This is a genomic window from Microlunatus capsulatus (genome assembly GCF_017876495.1).
Lineage (GTDB): Bacteria > Actinomycetota > Actinomycetes > Propionibacteriales > Propionibacteriaceae > Microlunatus > Microlunatus capsulatus.
In genome coordinates, this window is the sequence record NZ_JAGIOB010000001.1 from 2,424,749 (window position 1) to 2,442,137 (window position 17,389).

Annotated in this window: 16 protein-coding genes and 1 pseudogene; 11 read left to right on the plus strand and 6 right to left on the minus strand. The window is 72.6% G+C overall.

Annotated elements, in window-relative coordinates; translation table 11 throughout:
* Positions 1-99: 99 nt before the first annotated feature.
* From dnaN to dnaA, 3 genes are all read right to left on the minus strand, one after another.
* Positions 100-1,257: a DNA polymerase III subunit beta gene (gene dnaN / locus JOF54_RS11150; RefSeq protein WP_210055643.1), complete on the minus strand. Its 1,158-nt coding sequence runs from the start codon at positions 1,255-1,257 to the stop codon at positions 100-102.
* A gap of 152 nt (positions 1,258-1,409) precedes the next feature.
* Entirely contained in the window at positions 1,410-1,802 is a 393-nt protein-coding gene (locus tag JOF54_RS11155; protein ID WP_210055644.1) for a hypothetical protein, read from the minus strand.
* An 822-nt stretch (positions 1,803-2,624) separates the two neighbouring features.
* A complete protein-coding gene (dnaA, locus tag JOF54_RS11160; protein WP_245359762.1) occupies positions 2,625-4,181 on the minus strand; it encodes a chromosomal replication initiator protein DnaA in 1,557 nt (518 codons plus the stop codon).
* 618 nt (positions 4,182-4,799) lie between these two features.
* Between dnaA and rpmH the strand changes: the two genes are divergently transcribed.
* The 11 genes from rpmH to JOF54_RS11215 all read left to right on the plus strand — a co-directional run bounded on the left by rpmH (position 4,800) and on the right by JOF54_RS11215 (position 15,238).
* Positions 4,800-4,937: a 50S ribosomal protein L34 gene (gene rpmH, locus JOF54_RS11165; RefSeq protein ID WP_210055647.1), complete on the plus strand. Its 138-nt coding sequence runs from the start codon at positions 4,800-4,802 to the stop codon at positions 4,935-4,937.
* 20 nt (positions 4,938-4,957) lie between these two features.
* Complete coding sequence (rnpA, locus tag JOF54_RS11170) at positions 4,958-5,305, plus strand: ribonuclease P protein component (protein WP_210055648.1); 348 nt, start codon at positions 4,958-4,960, stop codon at positions 5,303-5,305.
* A complete protein-coding gene (gene yidD, locus JOF54_RS11175) occupies positions 5,302-5,655 on the plus strand; it encodes a membrane protein insertion efficiency factor YidD (RefSeq protein WP_210055649.1) in 354 nt (117 codons plus the stop codon). Before rnpA ends, yidD begins: the two co-directional genes overlap by 4 nt.
* Before the next feature lie 17 nt (positions 5,656-5,672).
* Positions 5,673-6,671 (plus strand): membrane protein insertase YidC, encoded by a 999-nt coding sequence (yidC, locus tag JOF54_RS11180; protein ID WP_210059500.1) that lies wholly within the window; start codon positions 5,673-5,675, stop codon positions 6,669-6,671.
* 174 nt (positions 6,672-6,845) lie between these two features.
* Positions 6,846-7,400 carry a Jag family protein gene (locus tag JOF54_RS11185; protein ID WP_210059501.1) on the plus strand — a complete coding sequence of 185 codons (555 nt, stop codon included), beginning with the start codon at positions 6,846-6,848 and terminating at the stop codon, positions 7,398-7,400.
* A gap of 113 nt (positions 7,401-7,513) precedes the next feature.
* Positions 7,514-8,887 carry a 4-aminobutyrate--2-oxoglutarate transaminase gene (gabT, locus tag JOF54_RS11190; RefSeq protein ID WP_372443484.1) on the plus strand — a complete coding sequence of 458 codons (1,374 nt, stop codon included), beginning with the start codon at positions 7,514-7,516 and terminating at the stop codon, positions 8,885-8,887.
* On the plus strand, positions 8,884-10,332 hold the full coding sequence (locus JOF54_RS11195; RefSeq protein WP_210055651.1) for an aminobutyraldehyde dehydrogenase: 1,449 nt from the start codon (positions 8,884-8,886) through the stop codon (positions 10,330-10,332). The genes gabT and JOF54_RS11195 overlap by 4 nt, the downstream gene beginning before the upstream one ends.
* Positions 10,329-12,287: a primary-amine oxidase gene (locus JOF54_RS11200; RefSeq protein ID WP_210055654.1), complete on the plus strand. Its 1,959-nt coding sequence runs from the start codon at positions 10,329-10,331 to the stop codon at positions 12,285-12,287. The genes JOF54_RS11195 and JOF54_RS11200 overlap by 4 nt, the downstream gene beginning before the upstream one ends.
* Complete coding sequence (rsmG, locus tag JOF54_RS11205) at positions 12,284-12,889, plus strand: 16S rRNA (guanine(527)-N(7))-methyltransferase RsmG (protein WP_210055668.1); 606 nt, start codon at positions 12,284-12,286, stop codon at positions 12,887-12,889. Before JOF54_RS11200 ends, rsmG begins: the two co-directional genes overlap by 4 nt.
* Positions 12,890-13,355: 466 nt before the next feature.
* On the plus strand, positions 13,356-14,288 hold the full coding sequence (locus tag JOF54_RS11210) for a ParA family protein (protein WP_210059502.1): 933 nt from the start codon (positions 13,356-13,358) through the stop codon (positions 14,286-14,288).
* Positions 14,285-15,238: a ParB/RepB/Spo0J family partition protein gene (locus JOF54_RS11215; RefSeq protein ID WP_210055671.1), complete on the plus strand. Its 954-nt coding sequence runs from the start codon at positions 14,285-14,287 to the stop codon at positions 15,236-15,238. Before JOF54_RS11210 ends, JOF54_RS11215 begins: the two co-directional genes overlap by 4 nt.
* A gap of 34 nt (positions 15,239-15,272) precedes the next feature.
* Here JOF54_RS11215 and JOF54_RS11220 read toward each other — a convergent pair.
* The 3 genes and pseudogenes from JOF54_RS11220 to JOF54_RS11230 all read right to left on the minus strand — a co-directional run.
* Positions 15,273-15,620 (minus strand): annotated as a pseudogene (locus tag JOF54_RS11220) (DUF3817 domain-containing protein); the annotation flags it as partial.
* 9 nt (positions 15,621-15,629) lie between these two features.
* Entirely contained in the window at positions 15,630-16,358 is a 729-nt protein-coding gene (locus tag JOF54_RS11225) for an SURF1 family protein (RefSeq protein WP_210055674.1), read from the minus strand.
* Between the two features lie 19 nt (positions 16,359-16,377).
* Positions 16,378-17,388 carry a D-alanine--D-alanine ligase family protein gene (locus JOF54_RS11230; RefSeq protein WP_372443485.1) on the minus strand — a complete coding sequence of 337 codons (1,011 nt, stop codon included), beginning with the start codon at positions 17,386-17,388 and terminating at the stop codon, positions 16,378-16,380.
* Position 17,389 lies beyond the last annotated feature (1 nt).

The following is a 17,389-nucleotide window of genomic DNA, read 5'->3' on the forward strand; positions in this document are numbered from 1 at the left end:
CGGAGAACGTGTCCACGGGCTCCTCCTCACTCCGGCGGCGCGCGGTCCGGGTGCCTGGTTGCGGTCGGCGGACCCCGGTGCGGGGGTCCGATTTCTCTCTCAGCCCGGCAGGCGCATGAGCATGATGACGTGGCGGTAGTCCGTGCGGATCTCGCCGTCGAGCTCGGGGACGCCGGTCAGCTGGCAGGGCTTGCTGGGGGCGGTGAAGGCGAAGTTCACGTACGGGGTGTCGAAGGCGCCCAGGGCGTCCAGCAGGTAGGTCGGGTTGAAGCCGGCCGCGGTGACGGCGAGGTCCCCGCCGCCCGGCTGGTCGACCGTGGCCTCGATGCTCTCCGACGCCTGCGCCTGGTCACCGGTGGCGGCCTCGAGGGTGACGACCCCGTCCCCGATGAGCATCCGCAGCGAGGTGTTGCGCTCGGCGACGAGGGCGACGCGCTTGGCGGCGGCGATGGCCTCGGCGGTGCTGACGCGGACGTTCATCACCGCGGCGGTGTTCATGATGTGGCGGACCTTGGGGAACTCGCCGTCCAGCAGCCGGGTGGTGGTCTGCCGGGCGCCGGAGGCCCCGTGGCCCTCGAAGCCGATGATCCCGTCGCCGGAGCCGCCGGCGAGGCTGAGGGTGACCTCGTCACCGGCGGTCATCGACTTGGAGGTCTCGTTGAGCACCTTGGCCGGGACCAGCGCGGTGGCCGAGATCTGGGTCGAGCTGGGGTTCCAGGTGAGCTCCTTGAGCGCCATCCGGTACCGGTCGGTGGCCAGCAGGGAGATGGTGTCGCCCTCGATCTCGACCCGGACGCCGGTGAAGACCGGCAGCAGCTCGTCGCGGCCGGCGGCCACCACGACCTGGGAGACCGCCTGGGCGAAGACCGAGCTGGGCACGGTGCCGGTCGCCTCGGGCATCGTCGGCAGCGAGGGGTAGTCCGCGACGGGCAGGGTCTGGAGGGTGAAGCGGGCGCTGCCGCAGACCAGCTCCATCTTGGAGTCGTCGGCGGAGATGTCGACCGGCTTGGCCGGCAGGCTGCGCGAGATGTCGGCGAGGAGGCGCCCCGAGATGAGCGCCGTGCCCTCGTCGGTGACCGTGGCCGCGACGGTGATCTGCGCCGAGGTCTCGTAGTCGAAGCTGGAGAAGGTGACCCCCTCGGCGTCCGCCCGGACGAGCAGCCCGGCCAGGATCGGCACGCTCGGCCGCATCGGCAGGCTGCGCGCAGCCCACTGGACGGCTTCGGCCAAGGTGTCGCGCTCGAGTCGGATCTTCACAGCTGTTCCCTCACCCCTGACGAGGTCGGTCGTGACGGGCTCGGGGCAGCCCGCCGCAGGACGTGCCCTGGACGGGCTCGACGATCATACCGACGCGCGACCGGCCCGCCAGGCCATCGCGCGACGGCTGGGGACGACGGGTCCGGACGGGCTCAGCCCCGCTCGTGCGGCAGCAGCTCGCGGAGGTCCTCCGCCGCGGCGACGACCTCGTCCTGCAGCGGGACCAGGCTCTCCAGCCCCGGCGGCACCGGTCCGGTGAAGACGGGACGGATCTCGAACACCAGGTCGAGCAGCTGCTCGCGGGTCGGGGTGCCCTTGCGCAGGGTCATCGCCTCCCCCGCCAGCCGGCCGTACTCGTTCACCCGGCCGCGCCAGCCGGGGTTGTCGACGGTCTGCGCGACCCGCATCTGCCCGGCCAGGGCGTCGAGACCCTGCTCCAGCCGGAGCAGCTGTGGCCGCCGCGCCTCGACGTCCAGGCTGACGGGTACGTCGAAGCCGTCCTCGTCGTCCTTGTCGCGCCCGAACAGCTTCCCCAGAATCCCCACGTGCTCCTCCTGACCGGTGCGCACGCCTCCGCGTGCGCCTCTCGATCATGCCCTGCTGCTCCAGGACCTCCCGACAGCGGATCCGACCCGTTGTGCACAGGTCAGCACGCTCACAGACTTAGGCTTCTTGTCATTCGATAGTTCATCTCGTCGTAGTCGTAGGTGCTGTGGAACCTGTGGACAACCGTCGTCTCCGGCCGTGGGAATGACAAAAGTCCGACGCCGCCGCTGTGGAGCACTCGAAACCACACGGGGAGTATTTGCGGACAGGCTGCAGCCCCCCGTCGAGCCCCCACACCACCATCCCCGTCATCCCCGCACACGTCCACAGTTGTCCACAAGGTTCTCCCCAGCTGTGCACCCCCCGACATCGGAACGTGACGCAGCCGCGAAGACCTCGCGAAGGGCGGGTTCGACCACCCGAGAACGACCGACGAGAGCGAAGGTTCGCAGCGCGGCAGGCCCCTTCGACGAGCTCAGGGCGCAACGACGACGAGGCCCTTCGACAAGCTCAGGGCGCGGTGGCTCGGCAGCTCCGGAGCGGGGAACAGGGACGTGCGACGGCCGCCGAGGGCACGAAGGGAACCTGGGGGCGCCGGGCGTGGATGGGTCTGGCGGGAGCCCGCGCCGGCCAGGCTCCGGTAGGAAGCAGGAGCCGCGCGCGGGCGGATGGTTGCCCGGCGCCCCCAGGCTCCCGCAGAGCCCGGACCCAGCCGAGACCCCCGGCAGCAGCAGAGCCCTTCGACGAGTTCAGGGACCGGGGGTCGAGTCAGGGAGCGACCCTTCGACGAGCTCAGGGAGCGGTGGTCGGGTCAGCGGGGGTCAGCGCTGCGAGGCCTGCTGCTTGATCCGGTTCGTCAGCTCGGTGACCTGGTTGAACACGCTCCGGCGCTCCGCCATGAGGGTCCGGATCTTCCGGTCGGCGTGCATCACCGTCGTGTGGTCGCGGCCGCCGAACTGCTGACCGATCTTGGGCAGCGACAGGTCGGTGAGCTCGCGCACGAGGTACATGGCGATCTGGCGGGCGGTGACCAGGACGTGGGTGCGGCTCTGGCCGCAGAGGTCGTCGATCGTCAGCCCGAAGTAGGCGGCGGTCTGGGCCATGATCATGCCGGTGTTGATCTGGGTCTCCCCGCCCTCGGGGATGAGGTCCTTGAGGACCACCTCGGCCAGCGTCATGTCGACCTGCTGGCGGTTCAGGCTGGCGAAGGCGGTGACCCGGATCAGCGCGCCCTCGAGCTCGCGGATGTTGGTCTGGATCTTGCTGGCGATGAACTCGAGCACGTCGGGGCCGGCGGTGAGGCGCTCCTGCGCGGCCTTCTTCCGCAGGATGGCGATCCGGGTCTCGAGGTCGGGCGGCTGGACGTCGGTGATGAGCCCCCAGCCGAACCGGCTGCGCAGCCGGGGCTCGAGGTTCTCCAGCAGCTTCGGCGGCCGGTCCGAGGTCATGACGATCTGCTTCTGGGCGTTGTGCAGCGTGTTGAAGGTGTGGAAGAACTCCTCCTGCGTCTGCTCCTTGCCCTCGAGGAACTGGATGTCGTCGATCAGCAGCACGTCGATGTCGCGGTAGCGACGGCGGAACTCCGCCCCCTTGTTCTGGCTGATCGCGTTGATGAAGTCGTTCGTCAGCTCCTCGGTGGAGACGTAGCGGACGCGGACCCGGTCGAAGTAGTTGCGCACGTAGTGGCCGAGCGCGTGCAGCAGGTGGGTCTTGCCCAGGCCGGACTCGCCGTAGATCGTCAGCGGGTTGTAGGACTTGCCCGGGTTCTCGGCGACGGCGATGGCCGCGGCGTGGGCGAAGCGGTTCGAGCTCCCGATGACGAAGGTCTCGAAGGAGTACTTGGGGTTGAGCCGGGCGTCGGTCTCGCGCCGCGGGCGGCCGGGGTCGCCCGGGTGGGCGGCGAAGCCGTCGGTCGGCGCGCCGGTGCCCGGGGGCAGGTGCGGGCCGGCGTCACCGGTGCGGAAGCTGCTGGCGCCGAACTCGCCCGGCTCGAAGCCGTTGCGGTCGCGGCCGTGCTGGTCGTAGCCGTTCGCGTCGTACTCCGACGGCGAGCGGAAGTCCGGGCTCTCGTAGTGGTCGGTGCGGGCGAACTCGTCCCGGCTGAGCGGCGGGGCCCCGCCCTCGCCCTGGGGCTCGAAGCCCCGGCCCTCGCGCTGCTCGTAGTCCGGCGCGGGCGGGTCGAACGCCGTGGGCTCCTCGTCGGGGACCAACGACTCGTCGACGATGACGGCCAGCTGCACCGGACGGGAGAAGAAGGTGAGCAACTCGGACTCGATGACGCCGCGGAAGCGTCCCTCGAGCAGGTTGCGGGTGAAGTTGCTCGACACCGCGACCATCATCAGGTCCTGGTGGAGCGCGACCGGCTTGCCGGTGCCCAGCCAGCGCCGGAGCTCGGGCGGGGCGGAGGCGTAGATGTGCTCCCACGCCCTGCGGGTCTCGGCTGCGCTGTCAGCAGGTTCGCTCACTCGTTCTCCGCTGCGTCTCGTGCAGGCCAACCGGTGCGGGGCGACGGGCCACGAGGGCCCGCGACCACGCGGTGCGGCGTGTCTTGCGGTCGGGGGGGACGGCTACACCTTAGCCATTCCACATAGTTATCCACACCTTGTGCATGAAGGGGTGGACGAGAGCCGGGCCGGGCGGCGCGACCCGGGGGTCGGCAGCAGCAGCCTGGCTCAGCTGGGTCGTCGTTCGCGTGCTCTCGGGGCCACCGTGGTCCGTCGTGGCCTGCGGGACGCTAGCAACCCCTCCGGGGCCGCGCAACCCGATCGGGAACATTCGCGGAGGCGGACGGCGTGTCGGCTGGACGGGTCGACGTAGGCTGGTGCGCGTGCTTCCCACCGACGGTGGGACACCGCTGGTTTGACCCCTCCGGTGCGTCCCCGTACCGTTGGCAGGTCGCTGTGCACCAGCGACTGCTGTCGGCTGCCCCCGCGACCCCGTCGTGGAGCGGCCACCAGAGCCAACCGTTCGCCCTTCGAAGATATGGGAGCACTCCCGTGAGCAAGCGCACCTTCCAGCCCAGCCTCCGGCGTCGCAGCCGCACCCACGGCTTCCGTCACCGCATGTCCACCCGCGCCGGCCGCGCGATCCTGGCGGCCCGTCGCCGCAAGGGTCGCAACGAGCTGTCGGCCTGAGCCTGCGCGGCTGAGCGTCGGTGCTGCCGCGCGGTTCCCGGCTCCACGCCTCGGGGGACTTCCGCACGACCATCCGGCGGGGCGTCCGCGTCGGACGCCCCACGCTGGTCCTGCACGTCGGCCCCTCGGGGCGTGACGACGTGCGCGTCGGGATGGTCGTCTCCAAGGCGGTCGGGAACGCCGTGACCCGGAACCGGGTCAAGCGCCGGCTGCGCCACCTCGCCACCGCCGAGCTCGACCGCACCCCGGCCGGGACCGACGTGGTCGTGCGGGCGCTGCCCGCCGCGGCCGACGCGACCGGCGGTCTGGAGCAGGACCTCGCCTCGGCGTGGGCCACCGCGCTGCGGCGGGTGGCCGCCCGCTCGTGAAGTACGTGCTCATCGGCCTGCTGAAGGTCTACCGGCTCGTCATCAGCCCGCTCTACGGCGACGTCTGCCGCTACTACCCGAGCTGCTCGGCCTACGCCCTCCGGGCGGTCGGGGTGCACGGAGCGGTCAAGGGCACGTGGCTGACCGGTCGGCGCCTGCTGCGCTGCCACCCCTGGGCCGCCGGCGGCTACGACCCGGTGCCCGGCACGCCGGAGTTCGCCGAGGAAGAACGTGAGCAGGCCCGCGCAGCGGGGACACTGGAGACGGTGCCGCCCCGGGACCGAGCAGGGCACGACCCGCAAGCCCACGACCACGACGCAGAGATGGCGTCACGACGAGGTGTGAACTGATGGACCTTCTTCCGCTGATGCTCCCGCTGAGCATCTGGGACCCCTTCATCGCCATCGGCGGCGCCATCATGACGCCGCTGTACTGGGTGGTGTCGGGCATCCTCGTGCTCTTCCACTCCCTGTGGGCGCCGCTGCTGGGCACCGACTCGGGCTGGACGTGGGCGCTGTCCATCGTCAGCCTGACGATCGTCATCCGCGTCGCGCTGATCCCGCTGTTCGTCAAGCAGATCAAGTCGTCCCGCGCCATGCAGCTGCTGCAGCCCAAGGTGCGCGAGCTGCAGAAGAAGTACGGCCACGACCGGGAGAAGCTCGGTCAGGAGACGATGAAGCTCTACAAGGAGCACAACGCCAACCCGTTGGCCTCCTGCCTGCCGCTGCTGCTGCAGTCGCCGATCTTCATCGCCCTGTTCCGCGTGCTCGACGGCGCCGCGCGCCTCGGGCCCGACGGCCTGCCGATCGCCCGTGGCCACTGGCTGGCGGTCAACCCCGACCTGCTGCTGTCGCTGAACCAGGCCACCCTGCTCGGGGCGCGGATCTCCGACACCTTCATGAAGGTCGGCTTCGCCAACGGCATCAACAGCGTGCACATCGTCACGCTGGTGCTCATCATCGCCATGACGGCGACCCTGTTCATCACCCAGCTGCAGCTGATGCGCAAGAACATGCCGGCCGACGCCCTCACCGGCCCGTTCGCCCAGCAGCAGAAGATCATGCTGTACCTGTTCCCGCTGATCTTCGCGATCGGCGGCATCAACTTCCCGGTGGGCGTGCTCATCTACTGGTTCGCCTCGAACCTGTGGACGATGGGCCAGCAGTTCTACGTCATCCGCCGCAACCCGGCGCCCGGCACCCCGGCGTACGACGCCTGGGAGGAGCGCCGCAAGGCCAAGGGCAAGGACCTGCACGAGGCGATCGTCTCCGACCTCGAGGTGGAGGCCGAGGCGGCCGGCACGTCGGTGTCGAAGGTCATCCGCCAGCAGCCGCGCAAGCAGACCCGCTCCCAGCGCAGGGTCTGACCGGCCGCTCTCCCGGCGCTCCGGCGCCCCGCTACTTCCCCGTGCCGTCGCCCGGCCGGGGCCGACGACGAGCCCGCGAGGCGGGCTCTGCGAGGAGGACCTGTGAACGACGAGCGTGACCCCGGCCCCGAGGCCCAGGACACCGACGAGGCCGTGACCGAGGTCGACGGCGCCATGCAGACCCTGGTGGCCGACGACGCCCCCGCGGCCGCAGCCGAGGTGTCGGCCCCCGAGGCCGACGCCGACGGGGAGGACGACGAGGACGACGCCGCGTCGGACAACCCGCTCGACACCGAGGCCGAGATCGCCGCGGACTACCTCGAGGAGCTGCTCGACATCGCCGACCTCGACGGCGACATCGACACCTACATCGAGGGCGACCGGGCGCACGTGTCCATCGTCAGCGAGTCGCAGGTGCTGGTCGGCGCCAACGGCGAGGTGCTCGACGCGCTGCAGGAGCTCACCCGGCTGGCCGTCATGACCGACACCGGCGACCGCAGCCGGCTGATGCTCGACGTCGCCGGCTACCGCGAGCGCCGGCGCACCGAGCTCGCCGCGCTGGCCGCCGACGCCATCGAGGAGGCGCGCACCTCCGGTGAGCGGGTCCCGCTGCAGCCGATGAACCCGTTCGAGCGCAAGATCGTGCACGACGCGGTGGCCGCCGCCGGCCTGACGAGCGAGTCCGAGGGCGAGGAGCCCCGGCGCCACGTCGTCGTCCTGCCCGCCTGAGCCGTCGTCCTCCGCTCCTCGCGAGCACCCGCGCACCCCGTCCGGACCTCGTCCGGGCGGGGTTCTGCGTTCCACCGCCGGGGCGCCGCGGCGTCAGGTGCAGAATGGCAGGCATGCCCCCACCGCTCGAGCAGCAGCGCCTGCTCACCACCGCCGTCCCCGGGCCCCGCTCGGAGGCGCTGATGGCGCGCAAGTCGGCCGCCGTCGCCGCCGGTGTGGGCACCACCATGCCCGTCTTCGCCGAGCGAGCCGGCGGTGGCGTGGTCGTCGACGTCGACGGCAACTCGTTCATCGACCTCGGCTCGGGGATCGCCGTGGCCACCGTCGGCAACAGCGCCCCCCGGGTCGTCGAGGCCGTGCAGCGCCAGGTCGAGGCCTTCACCCACACCTGCTTCATGGTCACCCCGTACGAGAGCTACGTCGCGGTGGCCGAGGCGCTCAACCGGCTCACCCCCGGCGACCACGAGAAGCGCTCGGCGCTGTTCAACTCCGGCGCCGAGGCGGTGGAGAACGCGGTGAAGATCGCCCGCGCGCACACCGGCCGGCAGGCCGTCGTCGCCTTCGACCACGCCTACCACGGGCGCACCAACCTGACGATGGCGCTGACGGCGAAGTCGATGCCCTACAAGAGCGGCTTCGGCCCGTTCGCCCCCGAGGTCTACCGGGCGCCGCTGTCCTACCCCTACCGCGACGACGCGGGGCTGAGCGGTGAGGCCGCGGCCGCCCGCGCCATCGACGTCATCGAGAAGCAGGTCGGCGCCGCCAACCTGGCCGCGGTGGTCATCGAGCCGATCCAGGGCGAGGGCGGCTTCATCGTCCCCGCCGACGGCTTCCTGCCCGCCCTGGCCGCCTGGTGCCGGGCGAACGGCGTCGTCTTCGTCGCCGACGAGGTCCAGTGCGGGTTCGCCCGCACCGGCGCCTGGTTCGCCTGCGAGCACTTCGGCGTGGTCCCCGACCTCATCGTCACCGCCAAGGGCATCGCCGGCGGGCTGCCGCTCTCGGCCGTCACCGGCCGCGCCGAGATCATGGACGCCGCGCACGCCGGCGGCCTCGGCGGCACCTACGGCGGGAACCCGCTGGCCTGCGCCGCCGCGCTCGCCGTCATCGAGACGATCACCGAGGACCGGCTGGTCGAGCGGGCCGTGGAGATCGAGCAGGTGCTGCTCCCCCGGCTGCGCGCCCTGCAGGCCGGCGACGACCGGATCGGCGACGTCCGCGGGCTCGGGGCGATGGTCGCCGTCGAGCTCGTGCACCCCGGCAGCACCGAGCCCGACCCCGAGCTGACCAAGGCCGTCGCCACCGCGGCCCACCGGCGGGGCGTCGTCGTCCTGACCTGCGGCACGTACGGCAACGTCCTGCGTCTGCTCCCCCCGCTCGCCATCAGCGACGCGCTGCTCACCGAGGCTCTCGACGTCCTCGCCGACGTGCTGGCCGAGAGCGCCGAGCAGCCCGTCGCCCGCGTCCTCGACCTGGAGACCACCTCGTGACCGCTGTTCCCCCCTCCGCCCCGCGCACCGTGCAGAACTACGTCGACGGGCGGCTGGTCGACAGCACCGCCACGGAGTTCACCGAGCTGGTGGACCCGACGAACGGCGAGGTCACCGGCCGCTCGCCGAAGTCGACCCCCGAAGAGGTCGACGCCGCGGTGCGGGCGGCCGAGCGGGCGTTCACGACCTGGCGGCGGACGACGCCCTCCCAGCGTCAGGCGGCGCTGCTGAAGCTGGCCGACGCGCTGGAGGCGCACAGCGACGAGCTGGTGGAGCTGCAGAGCCGCAACACCGGGCAGCTGACGTCGCTCATCGCCTCGGAGGAGGTCGCCGTCGGCGCCGACCAGCTGCGGTTCTTCGCCGGCGCCGCCCGCAGCCTGGAGGGCCGGGCGACGGCGGAGTACCTGGAGGGGCTGTCCTCCAGCGTCCGGCGCGAGCCGATCGGCGTCGTCGCCCAGGTCACGCCCTGGAACTACCCGCTGATGATGGCGCTGTGGAAGATCGGCCCGGCGCTGGCCGCCGGGAACACCGTCGTCCTCAAGCCCAGCGACACCACGCCCGAGTCGACGGTGCGGCTGGCCGAGATCGCCGGCGAGATCCTCCCGCCGGGCGTCCTCAACGTCGTCAACGGCGACGGGGAGACCGGCCGGAGCCTGGTCGAGCACCCGGTGCCCGGCCTGGTGGCCATCACCGGCTCGGTGCGCGCCGGGATCGCCGTCGCCGTGTCCGCCGCCCAAGGGCTCAAGCGCGCCCACCTGGAGCTGGGCGGGAACGCCCCCGTCGTCGTCTTCGCCGACGCCGACCTCGAGGCGGCGGCCGAGGGCATCGCCACGGCGGCCTTCTTCAACGCCGGCCAGGACTGCACCGCGGCCACCCGGGTGATCGTCGCCGACACCGTGCACGACGCCTTCGTCGACGCGCTCGTCGTCCAGGCGGAGCTGAACCGGCCGGGCGGGCGCGACGACGCCGACGCGGCCTACGGCCCGCTCAACAACGCCGGCCACCTCGCCAAGGTCCAGGCGCTCGTCGCGGGCATCCCCGAGCGGGCCGTGGTCCGCACCGGCGGTCAGCAGCACGGCAGCGAGGGCTTCTACTTCCAACCCACCGTGATCACCGGCCTGGAGCAGGACGACGAGATCGTCCAGCAGGAGGTGTTCGGCCCGGTCATCACCGTCCAGGGGTTCACCGACGAGGCCGACGCCCTGGCCAAGGCCAACGGCGTGCCCTACGGGCTGTCCTCCAGCGTCTGGACGCGCGACCACGCCACCGCCCTGCGGATGTCGCGCGACCTCGACTTCGGCTGCGTCTGGCTGAACACCCACATCCCGCTCGCGGCCGAGATGCCGCACGGCGGGTTCGGCGCCTCGGGGTACGGCAAGGACCTCTCCGGCTACGGGCTGGAGGACTACACCCGGGTGAAGCACGTCATGAGCTCGCTCGGGTGAGCGGCGGGACCACGCCGACGGCCCACCCCCTCGACCCGGTCACCGCGGCCGAGATCGACGTCGTCCGGGAGGTGCTGGCGCGCGAGCGGCGCGTCGGCGCCGGCTGGCGCTACACCGGTGTCGAGGCCGTGGAGCCGTCGAAGGCCGCGCTGGAGCAGTTCCGCCGCACGGGGACGGTGCCGCCCCGGCTGGCCCAGGCCGTCGTGCTGGACCGGGCGGCCAACGCGGTGTTCCGCGCCCGCGTCGACCTGGGGGCGGGAGCGCTGACCTCCTTCACCCACGTCCCCGACGTGCAGCCCAACGTCACCCTGGACGAGTGGGAGGAGGCGAACGCGGTCCTGGTCGCCCACCCGGACGTCCGCGCCGCCCTCGCCCGCCGTGGCATCACCGACCTGTCCCTGGTGTTCATGGATACCTGGACCTACGGCGCCTCGTTCGTCCCGCCCGCCCACGCCGGCCGCCGGGTGGGCTGGTCCGACACCTGGGTGCGGGCGTCGCCGGGGGCCAACCCCTACGCCGGCCCGGTCAACGGGCTGCACTGCGTCATCGACCTGAACGCCATGGAGCTCCTGGAGATCGAGGACGTCGCGGTGCCCGAGCGCCCGGCGGTGATGGGTGAGTACGTCCCCCGGCTGGTGCCGGAGGCGCTGCAGGGCGGTCGCCCGCCCCGGCGGCCGCTGGAGATCAGCCAACCCGAGGGCGTCTCGTTCACCGTGGAGGGTCAGCTGGTCCGCTGGCAGAACTGGTCGTTCCGCGTGGGGTTCAACGTCCGCGAGGGGATGACGCTGCACGACGTCCGCTACGCCGACGCCTACGCACCCGGCGGCCCGTGCGACCGCTCGGTCGCGCACAAGCTCTCCTTCGCCGAGATGGTGGTCCCCTACCGCGACCCCGGACCCGACCACGTCCGCCGCACGGCCTTCGACATCGGCGAGTGGGGGCTCGGCTTCCTCACCCAGTCCCTGGAGCTGGGCTGCGACTGCCTGGGCGAGATCCGCTACCTCGACGCGACCGTGCACGACAGCACCGGGACCCCGCGCGTCATCCGGGACGCCATCTGCCTGCACGAGGAGGACAACGGCGTGCTGTGGAAGCACGTCGACGCCGACAGCGGGGCCGAGGTTCGCCGGATGCGGCGGTTCGTCGTCTCCTTCCACGTCACGGTGGCGAACTACGAGTACCTGGTCTACTGGCGCTTCCACGAGGACGGCAGCATCGAGTGCGAGGTCCGGGCCACGGGGATCATGGTGGTCACCCACCTGGCCGAGGACGCCGCCGCCCCGTACGGCGTGCTCGTGGACCAGCGGACCTACGCGCCCCACCACCAGCACTTCATCGTCGCTCGCCTCGACCTCGACGTCGACGGCCCGGACAACACCGTGCAGATGACCGAGACCCGCGCGGTGCCGATGGGTCCGGACAACCCGCACGGGATCGCCGTCGCCCAGCACACGGAGGCGCTGCGCACCGAGCAGGAGGGCCGGCAGGACTACCGCTGGGAGAGCCAGCGCGCCTGGAAGGTCGTCAACCCGCACGTCCTGAACGGCCTGGGCACCCCGGTGGCCTACAAGCTGGTGCCCGGGGCGGCCCTGCCGACCTTCTTCGACCCCGCCTCCCCGGTGTTCGGACGCGCCCAGGTCATCGGGCACACGCTGTGGGTCACCCCCGAGCACCCGGACGAGCGCTGGCCCGCCGGGGAGTTCGTCACCCAGAGCCGGGTCGGCGAGGGGCTCCCACGCTGGACCGCGGCCGACCGCTCCATCGAGGACACCGACGTCGTGCTCTGGTACACCTTCGGCATCCACCACGTGGCCAGGCCCGAGGACTGGCCGGTGATGCCGGTGGACGTCGTCTCCTTCTGGCTCAAGCCGGTCGGCTTCTTCGACCGGAACCCCGCGCTCGACGTCGAGCCGTCGGGTGACCACTGCGCGCCGTCGGGAGGGCACACCGCATGAGCGTCGAGCAGGACGTCTTCGGGGACCAATATGAGTCGGCTTCTCGATATGTCGACATACTGGCCACGCGAGGCATCGAGTGGGGGCTGATCGGACCCCGGGAGGGCGACCGGCTCTGGGACCGGCACGTGCTCAACAGCGTGGCCCCGGCCGCGCTGCTCCCGCCGGGTGCCACCGTGGCCGACGTCGGCAGCGGGGCCGGACTGCCCGGCATCCCGTTGGCGCTGCTGCGCCCCGACCTGCGGGTGACGCTGGTCGAGCCGCTGCTCCGCCGCGCCACCTTCCTCACCGAGGCCGTCGAGGAGCTGGACCTGGGCGACCGGGTCTCGGTCGTCCGGGCCCGGGCCGAGGACCACCGAGAGCGCTACGACGCCGTGGTCTCCCGCGCCCTGGCGCCCCTCCCCCGGCTGCTGGCCTGGTGCGAGCCGCTCCGTCAGCCCGACGGGGTCATCCTCGCGCTGAAGGGCCGGTCGGCGTCGGACGAGCTGGCCGAGGCCGAGCGTGAGCTGCAGCGCCGTGGCCTGGTCGGCGAGGTTCTGACCGTCCGGGCTCACCCGTCGGTGGAGCCGACGTCGGTGGTCCGGCTCCGCGCCGGTCGCTGAGCGTCGGTCCGCGGTCTCCGAGCTCGGCGGGTCGAGTGGAGCCGGGTCGACGCGTGGCGTGACGTCGGGCACCCCTCGACGCCGAGTACCGTGAACCCTCGTAGTCGACAGGGGAGCATGGATGGCAGTCGGACCCGTACGCGAGCACGAGGTGGTACCCGGCCTCGGGTGGCCTGAGCGGGTGGAGCCCGACCCCCAGGTCGGATGGCCTCGTGTTCCACGTGAAACGCTCGACTGGCCGACGGAGGTCCGCACCCCGGCTCCCGACCCCCGCGTCGAGGAGGAAGCGGCGCCGGTCCCTGACCCGGGTCCCACCACGCCCGGGGTCGAGCCAGCGCCCGAGGGGCCCGAGCCGTCCGGTCCTGAGCCCGTGGCACCGCCAGAGCCGGAGACCGCCGCGCCGGCAGACGTCGCCGTGGACGCTGCTCCCGTGGAGCCGGACGACAGTCCCAGCTCTGCGCCCTCCATCGCGCGCCCGCCCGGCCCGCGTCGGGCACGGTTCGACGAGGCCGAGGAAGGCTTGCCGCCACCGGTCGAGGAGCACGAGCACGTCGTTCCACGTGAAACACCTCCCGCACCGGCAACCCTGCCCGCTCCCCCGGCTCCGCGCGTCTTCGTGGTCGCCAACCAGAAGGGCGGGGTCGGCAAGACGACGACCTCGGTCAACCTCGCGGCCGGCCTGGCCCTCGGCGGGCTCTCGGTCCTGGTCGTCGACCTCGACCCGCAGGGCAACGCGTCGACGGCACTGGGGGTGGAGCACTCCCCTGGCACCCCGGGCACCTATGAGGTGCTCATCGGCGGCTCCGCCATCGCCGACCACGTCGTGCCCTCCACCGAGGCGCCGCGGCTCCAGGTGCTGCCCGCGTCCATCGACCTCGCCGGCGCGGAGATCGAGCTCGTCTCGGTCGTCGCCCGCGAGAACCGGTTGCTGCGCGCGCTGCGCGCCTACCTCGCCGAGCACCCGACCGACTACGTCTTCATCGACTGCCCGCCCTCGCTCGGCCTGCTGACCCTCAACGCCCTGGTGGCGGCGACGGAGATCCTCATCCCCATCCAGTGCGAGTACTACGCCCTGGAGGGCGTCTCGCAGCTGATGCGCACGATCAACCTGGTCACCGGCGAGCTGAACCAGGACCTCCAGCTGACGACGGTGGTGCTGACGATGTTCGACGCCCGCACCCGGCTGGCCGCGCAGGTGGCGCAGGAGGTGCGGACGCACTTCGCCGCGGAGACGCTGCCGACGGTCATCCCGCGTTCGGTACGGATCAGCGAGGCACCCAGCTACGGGCAGACCGTGCTGACGTACCACCCCGACTCCGCCGGAGCGGTGTCCTACCTCAAGGCCGCGCAGGAGATCGCCCTGCGCGGCGCAGCCACGACCTCGGAGGAGAACCGATGAGCACCGCGACCGACCGCCGGGGACTGGGCCGCGGCCTGGGGGAGCTGTTCCAGCGCACGGAGGTGACCGACGCGCCGGCACCCGCCGCCGCGCCCACCGCTCCGGCCGCGCCCGTGGAGCAGACCCCGCCGCCGTCTCTGCACCCTGTCCCGGAGGGCTCCTACTTCGCCGAGCTCGACATCGCGACGGTGAGCGCGAACCCGCGCCAGCCCCGCAGCGTCTTCGACGAGGAGGCCCTCGAGGAGCTGACGGGGTCGATCCGCGAGGTGGGCCTGCTGCAGCCGGTCGTCGTCCGGCCGGTCGGCGGCGAGCGGTTCGAGCTGGTGATGGGGGAGCGGCGGTGGCGGGCGTCGCAGGCCGCCGGGCTGACGACGATCCCGGCGATCGTGCGACGCACGGAGGACCACGACCTGCTGCGCGACGCGCTGCTCGAGAACCTGCACCGCGCCCAGCTGAACCCGCTCGAAGAGGCGGCGGCCTACCAGCAGATGCTGGAGGACTTCGGCTGCACCCAGGACGAGCTGGCCACCCGCATCAAGCGGTCCCGGCCGCAGATCTCCAACACGATCCGTCTGCTGCGGCTGCCGCCGACGGTGCAGCGCCGGGTGGCCGCCGGCGTGCTCAGCGCCGGGCACGCGCGGGCCCTGCTCGCCGTCCCCGACCCGGCCGGCCAGGAGCGGCTCGCCCAGCGGGTCGTCGCCGAGGGCCTCTCGGTCCGGGCCGTCGAGGAGCTGGTGGCGCTGGGGGAGACCGGGAGCGAGGAGACCCCGCGTCGACGGGAGCGCCGGGAGGCGCCGGCGCTGGCCACCGAGCTCGCCGGCCGCCTCTCGGACCGGCTGGACACCCGGGTCCGCGTGGAGATGGGCCGGTCCAAGGGCCGGATCGTCGTCGACTTCGCCACGGCCGAGGATCTGCAGCGGATCGTGGACGCCATGACGACCAATCGCTAAGTCGATAAATACCTAAGTTGGTACATGGTGATCGTCAGGGAGTGGTCGCCGGGGCCGTCGTGGCGTCGCGGGCTTCTTCGGCGGCGAGTTTGGCCCGCACGTCCTTGGTGGCCGAGCGCTCGGCGATGAAGGACAGGAAGGGGACGGTGCCGGCGAGGGCGATGAGCAGCAGCCGGCTCCACCGCCAGTGCGCGCGCCGTCCCAGGTCGACCGCGGTGATGATGAGGATCATGTACAGCCAGCCGTGCGGGATGCCGGTCCAGGTCACCACCCGGTCGTCGCCGTAGACGTACTTCAACGGCAGCCCCACGAGGGTGAGCACGATCAGCAGGGTGCCCACGAGGTAGGCCATCACCCGGTAGCGGAGCAGGGCGTTGCGCATGGGCCGAGCCTACGTCGCGCGCGCGGGCTCCTCGGGCGTGAGATCGGCCACCTCGGGGCCGCCCAGCTCCTGGTCACGGGCCATCCGGAGGGCCAGGCCCACGGCGAAGGCGGCGAAGACCCACCACTGGAGCGCGTAGGCGCCGTTGCGCAGCCGGCCGCTGCCCTCGGGCAGCACCACCGCGGCCGGCTCGAGCCCCTGGGCGGTGGACTCGTCGCCGCTCAGGGTCACGAAGCCGCTCACGATCGGCGCGGGCCACGTCTGGGCCAGCGTCGGCAGCCGCACGGAGCTGATCTGGCCCTCGGGCAGGTCGCCCGTGGGGGCCTCCTCCGACGGCAGCAGCAGACCCTGACCGGCCTGGTCACCGCTCGGGGCCGGGGGAGCGGTGGTCGAGGTCGCGGTCCCGCGGACCACGGGCAGCACGTCGCCGTTGTCGAGACGCAGCGCCGTCACCACCCGGTAGCGCCCGGGCTGGTCCTCCTCGGGCACGAGGACCTCGGTGCCGGGGAGGTAGCGGCCCCGGAAGAGCACGGTGCGGCCGTAGCCGTCCGGTACCGGCTGACCGGCCCGGGCGACGGCGCCGACCTCGCTGGGCGGGGCGCTGGCCCGCTGCTCGGCCACCGCCTGGCCCTGGCTGTGGTAGACGTCCAGCTGCCACAGGCCCAGCACCACCATGACGGCGGCGAGGACCAGCCCGACCAGGACGATCCCGGCCTGGCGCAGGCGGATCAGGCGCACGGCCGCCCGACCTCGCAGCTCACGCCGGCACCCGCGGACCGGCGGCGCCCGACGTGGCCCCGCGGGCGGCGGCGGTGCGGACGAGGTCGGCGCACATCCGGCCCAGGCTCCAGCCGGCGGCCTCGATGGCCAGCGGGACGGCGGAGGTCTCCGTCATGCCGGGAGCCACGTTGACCTCCAGGAAGACCGGCTCGCCGGCGGGGGTGATGATGAGGTCGGTGCGGGAGAGGTCGCGCAGGCCCAGCTCGTCGTGCACCTGCAGCGCCAGGTCGGCGCAGCGCGCGGCGACGTCGGCGTCCACCTCGGCGGGGCAGAGGAAGCGGGTGGCCCCCGCGGTGTAGCGGGCGGTGTAGTCGTAGACGCCGGAGTCGGGCCGGATCTCGACCGCGGGCAGCGCCGTCGGGCCCGTGCCCCGGTCGACGACGGCGACCGTCACCTCGGTGCCCTCGACGAACTCCTCGACGACTGCCACCGCGCCGTAGGCGTAGGCCCCGACCATGGCCGAGGGCAGCTCCTCGGCGCGGGTCACCTTGCTGCAGCCCAGGGCCGACCCGCCCCGGGACGGCTTCACCATCATCGGGAAGCCGATCTGCTGCCCGAGCGCGCTGACCAGGGCGGCCGCCCCCAGCTCGCGGAAGATCTCGTGGGGGAGGGCCACCTGGGCCGGCGTCCGCAGGCCGGCCTCGGCGACGACGGTGGTGGCGATCGACTTGTCGAACGCTACTCGCGACGCGGCGCCCTCCGAGCCGACGAACGGGACCCCGAGCAGGGCGAGCACCTCGCGCAGGGCGCCGTCCTCGCCGGCCTCGCCGTGCAGCACGGGGAAGACGACGGGGTCGGCCAGCTCGGCCAGCCGGGGGAGCAGGGTGGAGTCGACGTCGGACTCGACGACGTCGGCCCCCTGCGAGCGCAGCGCCTGCGCGACCCGGCGGCCCGAGCGCAGCGACACGTCGCGCTCGTGCGAGAGCCCGCCGGCCAGCACCACGACGGTGCCCGGCAGGCTGGCCAGGGGTGCTTCTGCTGTGCTCACG

What these genes read in the sequence shown, in the direction of transcription:
- yidC (WP_210059500.1), top strand. Translation starts at nt 5,673, where the DNA reads ATGCTCCCGCTGAGCATCTGGGACCCCTTCATCGCCATCGGCGGCGCC.
- rsmG (WP_210055668.1), top strand. Translation starts at nt 12,284, where the DNA reads ATGAGCGTCGAGCAGGACGTCTTCGGGGACCAATATGAGTCGGCTTCT.
- gabT (WP_372443484.1), top strand. Translation starts at nt 7,514, where the DNA reads ATGCCCCCACCGCTCGAGCAGCAGCGCCTGCTCACCACCGCCGTCCCC.
- JOF54_RS11185 (WP_210059501.1), top strand. Translation starts at nt 6,846, where the DNA reads ATGCAGACCCTGGTGGCCGACGACGCCCCCGCGGCCGCAGCCGAGGTG.
- JOF54_RS11215 (WP_210055671.1), top strand. Translation starts at nt 14,285, where the DNA reads ATGAGCACCGCGACCGACCGCCGGGGACTGGGCCGCGGCCTGGGGGAG.